At 71.8% G+C, this 12,747-nt stretch carries 10 protein-coding genes and 1 pseudogene; 8 read left to right on the top strand and 3 right to left on the bottom strand.

From position 1 onward, the window contains the following. On the bottom strand, positions 1-1,262 hold a 1,262-nt coding region (locus tag HLK59_RS05395), incomplete at its 3' end, for a hypothetical protein (protein ID WP_171140061.1). Positions 1,263-1,390: 128 nt separating this feature from the next. Here HLK59_RS05395 and HLK59_RS05390 point away from each other — a divergent pair. The 3 genes and pseudogenes from HLK59_RS05390 to HLK59_RS05380 form a co-directional block, all read left to right on the top strand. Next, a complete protein-coding gene (locus HLK59_RS05390) occupies positions 1,391-3,583 on the top strand; it encodes a TIR domain-containing protein (RefSeq protein WP_171140060.1) in 2,193 nt (730 codons plus the stop codon). After that, positions 3,580-3,894 carry a RyR domain-containing protein gene (locus HLK59_RS05385; RefSeq protein WP_171140059.1) on the top strand — a complete coding sequence of 105 codons (315 nt, stop codon included), beginning with the start codon at positions 3,580-3,582 and terminating at the stop codon, positions 3,892-3,894. Before HLK59_RS05390 ends, HLK59_RS05385 begins: the two co-directional genes overlap by 4 nt. A 15-nt stretch (positions 3,895-3,909) precedes the next feature. Continuing rightward, positions 3,910-4,392: pseudogene (locus HLK59_RS05380) on the top strand (hypothetical protein); the annotation flags it as partial. 46 nt (positions 4,393-4,438) lie between these two features. On the opposite strand, the gene HLK59_RS05375 reads toward HLK59_RS05380, so the two are convergent. Together HLK59_RS05375 and HLK59_RS05370 are read right to left on the bottom strand one after the other, a co-directional pair. Further along, on the bottom strand, positions 4,439-5,884 hold the full coding sequence (locus HLK59_RS05375; protein WP_171140058.1) for a glyceraldehyde-3-phosphate dehydrogenase: 1,446 nt from the start codon (positions 5,882-5,884) through the stop codon (positions 4,439-4,441). A gap of 81 nt (positions 5,885-5,965) precedes the next feature. Continuing rightward, positions 5,966-7,066, bottom strand: coding sequence for a PP2C family protein-serine/threonine phosphatase (locus tag HLK59_RS05370; RefSeq protein WP_171140057.1), 1,101 nt, complete (start codon positions 7,064-7,066; stop codon positions 5,966-5,968). Between the two features lie 234 nt (positions 7,067-7,300). Between HLK59_RS05370 and gndA the strand changes: the two genes are divergently transcribed. The 5 genes from gndA (at position 7,301) to HLK59_RS05345 (ending at position 12,704) form a co-directional block, all read left to right on the top strand. Then, the gene (gene gndA / locus HLK59_RS05365) at positions 7,301-8,740 is read left to right on the top strand and encodes an NADP-dependent phosphogluconate dehydrogenase (RefSeq protein ID WP_171140056.1); all 1,440 of its coding nucleotides are present in this window, start codon (positions 7,301-7,303) and stop codon (positions 8,738-8,740) included. 148 nt (positions 8,741-8,888) lie between these two features. Next, positions 8,889-9,395 (top strand): MarR family winged helix-turn-helix transcriptional regulator, encoded by a 507-nt coding sequence (locus tag HLK59_RS05360; RefSeq protein ID WP_171140055.1) that lies wholly within the window; start codon positions 8,889-8,891, stop codon positions 9,393-9,395. Positions 9,396-9,662: 267 nt separating this feature from the next. Then, positions 9,663-11,720: a molybdopterin cofactor-binding domain-containing protein gene (locus HLK59_RS05355; protein ID WP_171140065.1), complete on the top strand. Its 2,058-nt coding sequence runs from the start codon at positions 9,663-9,665 to the stop codon at positions 11,718-11,720. Between the two features lie 10 nt (positions 11,721-11,730). Continuing rightward, positions 11,731-12,183: a (2Fe-2S)-binding protein gene (locus tag HLK59_RS05350; protein WP_171140054.1), complete on the top strand. Its 453-nt coding sequence runs from the start codon at positions 11,731-11,733 to the stop codon at positions 12,181-12,183. Positions 12,184-12,230: 47 nt separating this feature from the next. Further along, positions 12,231-12,704: a hypothetical protein gene (locus HLK59_RS05345; RefSeq protein ID WP_171140053.1), complete on the top strand. Its 474-nt coding sequence runs from the start codon at positions 12,231-12,233 to the stop codon at positions 12,702-12,704. Positions 12,705-12,747: the final 43 nt, after the last annotated feature.

Here is a 12,747-nt window from a genome sequence, read left to right as displayed (position 1 = left end):
GGGGCGGGGGGGGGGGGGGTGGGGGGGGGCGTGGGGGGGGGGGGGGGGGGGGGGGGCGGTGTGCGGGGGGGGGGGGGCGGCGGGGCGGGGGGGGGGGGCCGGCGCGCCTGGCGGCGGGTGCGGCGGCGGCGGGGCGCGGGGCGGCGCGTGCCGGCGCGGGGGCGCGGCAGGCGGCACCGCGGGGGGGGGCGGGGGCGGCGCGGGGGCTGGCGGGGGGGGCCCGGCGGGCGGGGGGGGAGGCGGTGGAGGACGAGGTCGAAGGTGAAGCCCGCGGTGAAGCCGAGCGGGATGGTGAAGAACAGCAGACGGCGTACGTCCAGGTCGTCGAGGAGGGCGGGGACGGTCAGCAGCTGGGAGGCGAAGTAGAGCAGGACGGAGACCAGCCCGGCACCCAGGCCCCGCACCGCGGCCCGCCCCCAACGCACGTCGCTCTCGAAGGAGTTGCGGAGGATGGCCCCCGCGGAGGCGGCCACCAGCGGCGCGCCCACCAGGACCAGCAGATCCAGGGCGCCCGCCTGCCGCGACGGCTCGGCCGTCACCAGTGCCGCAAGCGAGGCCAGCATGCACACGGCGGCCACGGTGAGGCCCCTGGCCGAACGCCGGGCCGCCGTGCGCGCTCCCCGGGCGAGCTCCGCGATGTTGTGCAGCCTGCGCTCGCGCTGGCGCAGGAGGCACGCGATCAGGCGCGCGGCGGACACCGAGGACCAGTTGTCGCCCATCAGTCGGATGTCGGAGTCGTCCGCGTCGTTGCGGACCTTGTCGAAGTTGATCCACACCTGGCCGGCGCCGCCGCCGAACGCCGCCACCGACACCAGCGGCAGACGCTGGGCCAGGGCGATGATCCCCGCCACCCGGGTGGACTGGCCCCCGCCCATGAGCAGCACACCGTCGCAGGTCAGGAGGGTGTGGTAGAAGGCCACTTCCCACTCGCCGCTGCTGTCCCGGAGGATCTCCAGACGGACATGGGCATCCGGCGCCAGAGCGAAGTCGACATCGCTGTGACGTGGTGGGAAGGCCGCCACCCGGCCGGGCTCCGCCTCGCTGCAGGCGTCCGCGTATCCGGCCACGACGTCCGTCTCGATGTACTCGGCGCTGCTGGAGAAGACGGCCAGATCGCAGCCGGCCCGGGCGAGTTCTCTGCCCAGCTGCCGGCATGCCTCGGGGGCGAGATCGGCTGCCTTGAGGGGATGGGTGAAGGCGCGGTGGGTGTCGGTGCTGCCGATGACGGCTATGAGGGGACGCGCGGACTGCGACGAAGTCATGTACCAGTCTAGGCAGTTGGCCGTAATTCTCCTCGACTGCTTCCGCTCGGTTTCACCGGGTTTCTTGGCGTTCGGGGTGTAGCCGGGGGCGTGCGGGGGGATAGGTGAGCCGACGGTGGGGAGAAGTGATGGCGGGCGTCAGCCGAATACCGGCCTACTTCAGTCACAGCTACTGGGCCGAGGACCGCGAGCTGAACGAGCACTTCTGGAAACTCTTCTGGGACGAGGGCTTCACCTTCGCGGTCGACCCCAAGACGAATCCCCTGTCTCCCACCCATCTGGAACTGATGATGGATCAGAGTTCCTGTTTCGTCGGTGTGGTGACGCATCGTCCGGAGGAACGCCGCTACCGTGCCTCGCCCTTCATGGTGCACGAACACGGCCTGGCCCTACAGGCTCAGAAGAGCAGGCTCGTGTTCATGGAGACGGGGGTGTCGGCCGGCTTCTTTCCGGTGGGCAGCGAGGAACGCGTCGTGTTCAACCGCCGCCAACTGCCGCGCGCGGACCGGGTCAAGTCGGCCATCGAACGCCTCGCGGGGCGGAGCGGGCCGTCCGGTGGTGCCACCAGAGGTCTGCTCGGCACGGTCGGACTGATCCTGCCCGATGACGCCGCCTACCACGCCGCCGAGCCGTACATACGGCGCGCGGTCGAGGATGTCGGATACCGGGCGCGCACGATCAGCCTTCAGTTCCTGGACCCGTTCGAGTTCGATCTCGCCGTCGACGAATGCGATTTCATCGTCGTCGACACGGCGTCCCCGTTCGCGGCGGACTGGGTCTTTCCCAAGATCAGCGGACGCTTCAGGCCCATGCTCAAGCTCTTCCACGAACCACCGGACGGCCGCTACGAACCCAGGCCGTCGGTACTTCTGAGCGGAGAGGCGTTGAGGGCGGCCGAACCGGCGGACCGCATCGCGGTCCACTGGAGCGACCCGGAAGAACTGGCCGACCGGCTCCAGGACCTGGTGGCCCGCTTCTACCAACCTCGGCTGGAGTTCGAGAGCCACGAGGAGGGCGTCGGCTACTTCCGCAGCATCGGACGCGCACAGGGCAGCATCTTCCTGAGCAACGCCCGCGGAGACGACACGCTGGCCCAGCGCGTGGGCCGCAGCCTCGAACTGCACAACCACTCCTACTTCCACTACCTGCGCCGCAACACCATCGAACTCGGCGCGGACTGGCGCAGCCAGCTGTACGCCAACGTCGCCGCGTGCCGGGTGTTCCTCCCCCTGATCAGCCAGCACTACTGGGCGAGCGAGTACTGCAAGGAGGAGTACAACATCGCGGAACGGCTGCGTGCGGACGGGAGGCTGGTCATCCTGCCCTACTTCCTCGGACCCGGAGCGGCGAAGCAGGTCAGCTTCCAGGGGCGTTCCATCGGCCACCTCCCGCAGGACGAGCAGGTCGCCGTCATCAGCCGGGACGTGGACAGCGAGTTCGTCGACCGGCTCCGCCTGGAGCAGCGGGTGACGGCCGACGGGCAGCGGTGCGACGTGGCTGTCGTCGCGCTCCTGCCGGAGGCCCACGAGGCGTTGCGCCGCCATCTGGACACCCTGGGCTCCATCACCGACACGGTGCGCCACGGCACCGGAGAGGAGTGGATCCGTGCCGGCATCGAGGCCGTGGGCCGCAGCAGCGCCTACGAGGTGGTGGTCGTACAGCCCTGCGAGGGCAAGGACGGCGTCAGCAACGCCGTCGCCGCCACGATCGAGGAGTACCAGCCCGAGACGGTGGTCTTCGTCGGAGCCTGCTGCGCCGTCGCGCCCGACCTCGTGCCGGGCGACGTGGTGATCTCCAACCGGCTGCACGGTTACGCGTACGACGAACTGGAACAGACCTGTCTGCCGCGCCCCGACCGCAGTCATCTGGCCCATGAGGGGGTGGCCGCGCTCGGCGACAGCATGCGGCTCAACTACACCTACTGGACCGAGAAGATCTACGAACGGCCCCCCGGCAGCCCGCGAACCGACAGCCCGCGCGTCGTGGTCGGCCCCGTCGCCTCGGGGGACACCCCCGTCGACGGCAGCGGCGATCCGGCCCTGCGCCCGGTGCTCGTCGCCTGGCCCGGGCTCGCCGCGGTGGAGATCGGCGGCTCGAACGCGGCACGCGCCGTCACCCACGCCCGCAGGGCGGGCCGGACCCAGGTGTCGTTCTCGATGGTGTGCGCGGTGGCCGGCACCGCGACCGACGGCATCTCCGTCAACTCGGCCCGCCCGGAACAGGAGAAGCCCTGGAAGCAGTACGCGGCCGACGTCGCCGCCACCCTGATCGTGGAAGCGATCCGGTTGGCCTGGCCCAGCCCGCCCAGGAGAGCGGGATGAGGCGACCGGCCGGGCGGCAGCCCTGGACACCCCCACCCGCCGCCACCGCGGACGTGAAGCTTCCCGACAGCCTGCACGCCCTGATCGAGATCCTCGCGGAGGAGGCCCACGACAACTGGGCCCGCCAACGCCTGTCCGAGGGCTGGCGGTACGGTCGACGTCTGAGCCGGCGCAGGAAGACGCACCCGTTGCTGGTCCCGTACCGTGAACTGACGCATGATCAGCAGGAGGCGGACCGTGTGGTCGCCATGGGCTCGGTGAAGGTGATCCTGCGCCACGGCTATACGCTCCAGGAGCCTGCCGACGGGTGAAGAGGGGGCTCCACCATGACGACCATCGCGGTGACCGGGCACATCGACCTCACGGCGGAGACCTCCGCCCTGGTGCGCGCGGCCCTCGACGAACTCCTGCGGGGCCGCGCCGACGACGGCGAACTGGTCGGGGTCTCCTGCCTCGCCAGGGGTGCCGACTGTCTGTTCGCGGAGGCGGTGCTCGCCGCCGGTGGACGGCTGGCCGTCGTCGTCCCTTCGCGGGACTACCGCCGCAAGCGGGTGCGGTCCGATCACGCGCCCGTGTTCGACCGGCTGGTCGAGGCCGCCTACGACGTGCTCGTCCTGCCGATCGAGACCGCCGGCCGGCATGCCTACGAAGCGGCGAACAGCGTGCTGGTCGAACGCGCGGACCGGCTCGTGGCCGTATGGGACGGGACTCCGCCCACCGGCAGAGGCGGCGGCACCGCCGACACGGTGCTCGAAGCCCGGGCGGCGGGCGTCCCCGTCGACGTGGTGTGGCCGGACGGGGCCGCCCGCACCCGCCGGGAGCACCGCGAGGGTGCCGCCGACGGGCGTGGCGGGATCAGACCGCCGTCGCCGGGAAGGTCGGGTACTCCACCCCGGAGACGTGCTGGACGACCCGGATGACCTGGCAGGAGTAGCCGAACTCGTTGTCGTACCAGAGGTAGAGGATGGCGTTGTCGCCGTCGACCTTGGTGGCGCCGGCGTCGACGATCGAGGCGTGGCGGGAGCCGACGAAGTCCATGGAGACGGCGTCGGGGGCCGTGGTGAAGTCGATCTGGCGCTTCAGCGGCGAGTTCAGCGAGACGTCCCGCAGGTACTCCAGGACCTCCTCACGGGTGGTCTCGCGGCCCAGGCGCAGGCTGAGGATCGCGATCGACACGTCCGGCACGGGCACCCGGATCGAGCTGCCGGTGATCGGCGCCTTGAGGTCGGGCAGCGCCTTGGCGACGGCGGAGGCGGCACCCGTCTCGGTGATCACCATGTTGAGCGGCGCCGAGCGGCCGCGACGGTCGGCCTTGTGGTAATTGTCCAGCAGGTTCTGGTCGTTGGTGAACGAGTGGACCGTCTCCACGTGGCCGCGCAGCACCCCGTACTCGTCGTCCATCGCCTTCAGCGGCGGCACGATCGCGTTGGTGGTGCAGGAGGCGCAGGACAGGATCTGCTCGTCCGGCTTGACGGTGTCGTGGTTGACGCCGTGCACGATGTTCGGGACGTCGCCCTTGCCCGGCGCGGTCAGCACGACCTTGTCGATGCCGGGACGCAGGTGCTTCGACAGACCCTCGCGGTCACGCCACTTGCCGGTGTTGTCGATGAGGATGGCGTTCTTGATGCCGTGTGCCGTGTAGTCGACCTCGGAGGGGTCGTTCGCGTAGATGACCTTGATCGCGTTGCCGTTGGCGGTGATCGTGTCGGTCGCCTCGTCGACGGTGATCGTGCCCTGGAACTGGCCGTGGATCGAGTCGCGGCGCAGCAGCGAGGCGCGCTTGACGATGTCCTGGTCCCCGCCCCCGCGGACGACGATGGCGCGCAGCCGCAGCCCGTTGCCGGAGCCCGACTTCTCGATCAGCAGCCGGGCGACGAGCCGGCCGATGCGCCCGAAGCCGTACAGGACGACGTCACGGCCCTCGCCGCGCTCGATCTTGTTGGCGCCGGTGGCACCCGCGACGGCCTCGGCGGTGAACGCCTCGACGGACAGACCCCGGTCGTCGGCGCGGTAGGTCGCGGCGAGCATGCCGATGTCGATCTGGGACGGGCCCAGGTCGAGGGTGGTGAGCGCCTGGAGGAAGGGCAGCGTCTCGACGACCGACAGCTCCTCGCCGGCGATCTGCCGGGCGAAGCGGTGGGTCTTGAGGATGCTGACCACCGACTTGTTCACCAGGGAGCGGCTGTGCAGCAGGACGGTGACGTCCCGCTCGCGGTGCAGCTTCCCGATGATCGGGATCATCGACTCCGCGATCTCCTCGCGAGTCTTCCAATTGGTGAACGAGTCCTCATTGACAGTCACAGAAACATCTCTCGATCGAGCTAGGCGGCGCTCATATGCTAACCCCATGCTCGTTTGACCCTTCGAACGGGTCTCCCTCGGCTACGAGCGGCGTATGACGCCGTCGGCGACCGTGAGGGGTGCCCCGGCGAGTTCGGGCCGGCACAGGACCAGGGTCAGGTCGTCGGCGGGGGGCCGTCCGATGTGGGCGGTCAGCCGGGCGTGCAGGGCGTCGAGGGCCCGCTCGGGGACCGGGTCGCGCAGGGTGCGGGCCGCCTCGTCCAGGAGGCGGAAGGCCGTGCCGTCACGGTCGCGGGCCTCGGTGAGGCCGTCGGTGTAGAAGAGGATCCGGTCGCCGTCGTCCAGGCGGTGACGGTACTGGGACGGCCGCGGCCCCAGGCCCAGCGGGGGCGCCGGCTCCCCGGGCTCCAGCAGGTCGAGGCCGGCCCCGACCCGCAGCGGGGCCGGGTGGCCGCAGTTGACGAGCCGGAGCTCGCCGGGCGCGAACTCGGCGAGTACGGCGGTGACGAAGTCCTCGGGTCCCAGCTCGGGGGCGAGCCGCGCGTCCAGGTCGGCGGCGAGCCGGGGGAGATGCGGTGCGATGGGGGCGAGGTCGCGGAAGGCGGCGAGGGTGGCCGCGGCGAGCCGCAGGGAGTCCAGGTCGTGGCCGCGGACGTCGCCGACCAGGAGACGCAGTCCGTGCGGGGTCACGGCGAGGTCGTACACATCGCCGCTGAGGTCGGACTCACGGGTGGCGGAGTGGTAGCGGGTGCACACCCGGGTGCCCGCGAGGGTCTCGGAGACCGGGCGCAGGAGGGCTCCCTGGGTGGCCCGGGCCACCTCACGGGAACGGTCCAGCGTCATCCGCAGCGCGTGCCGCCGGGCGGCCTGGACGGCCAGGACGCACCCCAGGAGCAGTCCGGACCACCGTAGGGCGACGTCGGGAGCGAGGAGGTCGCCCGCCGTCACGGCTGGCACCAGCCCGAGGAGCAGTGCGACGCCGCATACCAGCGCGGTCGGGCGGACACCGAGCCGGGTACTGGCCAGGAACGGGCCGAGGAGCAGCAGCCCGACCAGCCGGCCCGGCTCGTGGAACAGCGGGTCCAGCGCCGCGACCAGCACACAGACACCCAGCGACGGCAGCGCGGACAGCGGCAGGAGACGGGAGCACGGCCGGCGTCCCACGGCGCGGGTGGCGGTCATGTGCGGCTCCCCATCAGGACCTCGGGCCACGAACGTCGCCACTGTCCCGCCCCCGCTGCGGGGCTCATGCGAAGTGCTCGCAACTCGCGCCAAAGTGAGCAGGAACTTACGTTTCCGTCCACGGTGGCGTATGCCGCGCGAGCCGGTATCGAGACGACCGGGCCTCCCACGCGTATCTGCGGGCAAGGGGCCGCGCGCTCCGGGACCACGCCATCGATCCAAGGGACGGACCTCATGAACGCAAGCGCAGCCATCGGCGTCACCGGACTGGGCGTGATGGGCCGCAACCTGGCGCGGAACCTCGCCCGCCACGGGGTCGCCGTCGCCGTCCACAACCGGTCCGCGGGCCGCACCCGGGCGCTCGTCGAGGAGTTCGGCCACGAGGGCACGTTCGTCCCGGCCGAGTCGCCCGAGGAGTTCGTCGCCGCGCTCGAACGCCCGCGCCGGCTGATCATCATGGTGCAGGCGGGCGCCGCCACCGACGCGGTCGTCGAGGAGTTCGCCCCGCTCCTGGAGCCCGGCGACATGATCGTCGACGGCGGCAACGCCCACTTCGCCGACACCCGGCGCCGCGAGGCCGCCCTGCGCGCACGCGGCATCCACTTCGTCGGCACCGGTATCTCCGGCGGCGAGGAGGGCGCGCTCCACGGCCCGTCGATCATGGTGGGCGGGTCGGAGGAGTCGTACGGACTGCTCGGCCCGCTCTTCGAGGCCATCAGCGCCAAGGTCGACGGCGAGCCGTGCGCCGCCCACATCGGCACCGACGGCGCCGGGCACTTCGTGAAGATGGTCCACAACGGCATCGAGTACGCCGACATGCAGCTCATCGCCGAGGCGTACGACCTGCTGCGCCAGGTCGCCGGATACACCCCGGACGAGATCGCGGGCGTCTTCCGCCGGTGGAACGAGGGCCGGCTCGGCTCCTACCTCATCGAGATCACCGCCGAGGTCCTCGCCCACATCGACCCGGCCACCGGAGCGCCCTTCGTCGACATCGTCGCCGACGCCGCCGGACAGAAGGGCACCGGCCGCTGGACCGTGCAGACCGCCCTCGACCTGGCCTCCCCGGTCACCGCCGTCGCCCAGGCCACCTTCGCCCGCGCCGCCTCCGGCCAGAGCGACCTGCGCGCCGCCTACCGGGGCCTGCCGGGCGGCACCACGCCCCCGCTCAGCCGCACCGAGGCCGAGCGCTTCACCTCGCAGGTGGAGCACGCGCTGTACGCCTCGAAGGTCGTCGCCTACGACCAGGGCTGGACGATGATCCAGGACGCGGCCGCCGAGTACGGCTGGAAGATCGACCTCGGCTCGGTCGCCCGGATCTGGCGCGGCGGCTGCATCATCCGCGCCTCCTTCCTCGACCGCATCCGCGCCGCCTACGCCACCGACCGGGACCTGGTGAGCCTGCTCGGCGAGATGGAGTTCGCCATGGAGATCACCGACGCGCAGGTGCCGTGGCGCGAGACGGTGGCCTCCGCCGCCCGCCGCGGCATTCCGGTGCCCGCGATCTCCGCCGCCCTCGCCCACTACGACACCCTGCGCGCCGAACGTCTCCCCGCCGCGCTGCTCCAGGGCCAGCGCGACTACTTCGGCGCCCACACCTACCGGCGGACCGACCGGCCCGGCACCTTCCACACCCACTGGGCGGCGGCGGGAAGGCCGGAGACGTCGGAGTGACGGTCAGGCGGTGATGCGGTAGGCGGTAGTGCCCGGCCACGCGGCCCACGAAGGGGGAGCGGACCGCCGGCCGGTGCTCACGCCGTCGCGCGAGGCACCTCGCCCGATGTGATTTAAACTTCAAACGGAAGCCCGGTAGGGTGTGACCATGTCCACGACGCCGCGCTGGCTCAACGCCGAGGAGCGACGGGCCTGGCTGGCCTACATCGACTTCTCCACGCTGCTCAACGACCATCTGAACCGCCAGCTGAGGCGTGACGCCGGTATGACGCACGCCGACTACAGCCTGCTGGCCCACCTCTCCTCGGCGCCCGACCAGGTCCTCGGCATGTCCGAGCTCGCCCAGCGGCTGAAGATCACCCGCAGCAGGCTCACCCACGCCGTGAACCGGCTGCGCGAGGCCGGTCTCGTGGACCGGCGCGAGGATCCGGCCGACGGACGCGGGCAGCTCGCGGTGCTGACGGACAGGGGCCGGAACCTGCTGGACGAGATCGCGCCCGGCCATGTGGAGGCGGTGCGCCGGGCCGTCTTCGACGTGCTCACACCGGAGCAGGTACGCCAGTTCGCGGAGATCGGGGAAGCGGTGAGCGACGCCTTGCACCGGGCGGAGGCCGCGGAGACGGACCCCACGGTGCTGCCCTGGCGCCGCCGGTAGGCGCCCTGAAGGGGCGCGGGGCTGTACTGAATATGCGGCTCCGCCGCGCGGGCGCGACCAGCCACGACGGTGCCGCAGCCGACTGACGGCTCATTGCGGCACTTCCAGCGGAGCGCTCAGGCGCTCAAGCCGCGGGCCGGCCCGCCCACTTGCCCAGACCCGACGCCGGACGCACGCAACCTCACCCCCCTCCACGCCCTCCTATCAGGCACACACAGGCCGTCCACAGAGGAGTGCGCGTTGGCAGAGCTGTCCCGCCGCAGATTCATGGTCTACACACTCGCCGCGTCCACCCTCACCGTCGCCGCCCCGCTGGGCTGCGACGCCTCGGAGGCCGAAGGAGCCACACCCCCGCGCTCCGACACCGTCGTGACCGGCACCGACGAGGAGATGCTCGTCCTGGAGGTCACCCGGGAGAACAAGGTCGTCGTTCGGCTGCCGCGCGTCGAGGTCGGCCAGGGGGTCACCACCGCGGTCGCCATGATGATCGCCGAGGAACTGGACGCCCGACTCGTCGACGTCGACATCCCGCTCGCCGACGCCCGCCGCAAGGGGAACCAGTTCACCGGCGGCTCCAACTCGGTGAGTTCGCTCTACGACCCCGCCCGCAACCTCGCCGCCACCGCACGCGCCCGCCTGATCACCGCGGCCGCCCGGCGCTGGCACCTGCCCCCGGGAGAGCTGCGTACCCGGGACACCATGGTCGTCGCCCCGGACGGACGCAAGGCCACCTTCGGATCGCTGACCGAGGCCGCCGCGCGGATACGCCGGCCGCGCGTGTCCAGCAAGCCCAAACCGGCGTCCCGGCACCGGGTGATCGGGAAGCCGACGACACGGATCGACGCACGGGACATCGTCACCGGCCGGGCCCGCTACACCGGGGACCTGACGGCCGCCGGGGCGAAGCCGACCGTGGTGGCCCGGCCGCCCACGCTCGGCGGGAAGGTCGTCTCGGTCGACGACCGCGCGGCCCGTGCCCTGCCCGGAGTCCTCGAAGTCGTCAGGGTTCCCGGGGGAGTCGCCGTCGTCGCGGACTCCTTCCACCACGCGTTCAAGGCCCGGGACGCCCTGAAGATCACCTGGAAGGCGGGGCCGCTCGCCGGAGTGTCCGACTCCCAGATCCGCTCCCGGCTCAAGGCCGCCGTCCCCGCGCTCGGCAGTCCGCCGCGCGGCTCGACGCAGATCGAGGCCCGGTTCGAGTTCGCGTTCGTCAGCCACGCCCCGATGGAGGTCCTGACCGCCGTCGCCGACGTACGGGAGCGCCGCGCCGAGATCTGGTTCTCCTCCCAGACGCCCATGGAGGCACGCGAGAGCATCGCCGAGGCGGTCGGGCTGCCGGGGTCCGCCGTCAAGGTCCATGTGATGCGGGGCGGCGGCTCGTTCGGACGCCGGCTCAACTACGACGCGGCGATCGAGGCGGCCCTCATCTCCAAGGCGGCCGGCCGCCCGGTGAAACTGATGTGGAGCCGCGCCGACGACCTCCGGCACGGCCGGATGCGCCCGGCGTCCCAGCACCGGATCCGGGCCAGCCACGACCGGGGACGCGTCGTGGCCTTCGCCCACGCGACGGCCTCGGTGAGCGAGTCGTACAGCGGGATCACCACCGCCTCCTTCCGCGCGGCCGCCCCGCTGCCCAGCGACAGCGGCCTCTACAACTTCGGGAAGCTGTCCGGGGATTCGGGCTCGGTCGAGCTGGCGGCGATACCCCTCGGCGCCTGGCGTTCCGTGGACTCCGGGACCGTGCGCACGGCCGAGGAGATCGTCGTCGACGAGATCGCCCGGGGCCTGGGCAAGGACCCGGTCGCCTTCCGTCGTACGACACTCAGGAGCAAGGCCGTCAAAGCCGTGCTCGACAAGGTCGCGACCGCCGGACACTGGGGCCGCACCCTGCCCGCGGGACAGGCCCAGGGCGTTGCCGTCCACGAGGAGTACGGCTCCTGTGTGGCCTGCCTGGTCGAGATCGACGCCGCCGATCCCAAGAACCCCCGGGTCACCAAGGTGGTGATGGCCGCCGACGTCGGCACGGCCGTCAACCCGCGCGGCCTGGAGGCCCAGCTCATGGGCACGGCGATCGACGGCATCTCCACGGTCCTGCGGGCCGGCCTGCACATCGACAAGGGCGCCGTCCGCGAGGGCAGCTTCGCCGACTTCCGCTACGCCCGTCAGCGGCACGCCCCGCTCCACTTCGAGGCGCACATCCTGCCCACCGGCGGGGAGCCGGGCGGGGCGGGCGAACTCGGCGTCCCGGCGGCGGCCGGCGCCGTCGCCAACGCGTACGCCCGTGCGACCGGCACCAAGCCCCGCCGCTTCCCGATCGACTTCTGAGAAGGTCCAGATGCCGTCCTACTCCTTCGTCCTCAACGGCAAGCCCGTCACCGTCGAGGCCCCCGCCGACATGCCCCTGCTGTGGGTGCTGCGGGACCTGCTGCACGTCACCGGCCCCAAGTACGGCTGTGGCGTCGGCGTCTGCCGCGCCTGCACCAGCCATCTCGACGGCGAGGAGATACAGCCCTGCGTGGTCCCCGTCGAGGACTGCGCCGAACGTCAGGTCACCACCATCGAGGGCCTCGCCGACGGCGACACCCTGCACCCCGTCCAGAAGGCCTGGCTGGAGTGCGACGTGGCCCAGTGCGGCTTCTGCCAGCCCGGTCAGATCATGGCCGCCGCCGCGCTGCTGAAGAAGACGCCCGAGCCCACCGACGCCGACATCGACGCCATCGAGAACGTCTGCCGGTGCGGCACGTACTCCCGTATCCGCGAGGCGATCAAGAAGGCGGCGGACGCCTGACCTCGTGACCAACCGCAGGAGGCGGTCGTTCCGGTTACATGATCCACATGAAACGCGGACTCGCCACGGCCGCCCTCGTGCTCGCCGGACTCGCGGGCCTCGTCGCACCCGCCGCCCACGCCGTCGACAACGTTCCCTGCCACAGCCCCACCACCCGGGACCTGACCGATCCCCTGAGCGGCCATCACTGGCCGGGCAGGGAAGTGAGGTTCTGCAACCTCACCCGCGGCCATGTGCCGGTGTACGCCGGCCGCTCGCCCGGCGCCTCCGTCGTCGGCTACCTCGAACAGGGCGGCGCGGCCAACTGGTTCGTCACCGAGATGCGCGGCGAGACCTTCCGCGACGGCTCCGCCGAGAACCACTGGTGGGGCAGCACCATGGCGGACAACGGCCGTTGGGGGTGGGTGCCCGAGGTCTACTTCGCGGGCGGCGAGAACAACGAGGACGACGCGGGGCTGTTCGAACCCGGCGGCTACACCTGCGCCAACGTCTGCGCACCGCTGCCGTTCTGGGCGAGGTGACGCGGGGCACCGGGGTGCTTGACGCCCCGGTGCCACCCACTTA

The sequence above is a fragment of the Streptomyces sp. S3(2020) genome (genome assembly GCF_013044505.1).
In the GTDB taxonomy this organism is placed as follows: domain Bacteria; phylum Actinomycetota; class Actinomycetes; order Streptomycetales; family Streptomycetaceae; genus Streptomyces.
Note: the sequence above shows the minus strand (reverse complement) of the source record. Positions and strands in the feature narration are given on the sequence as shown.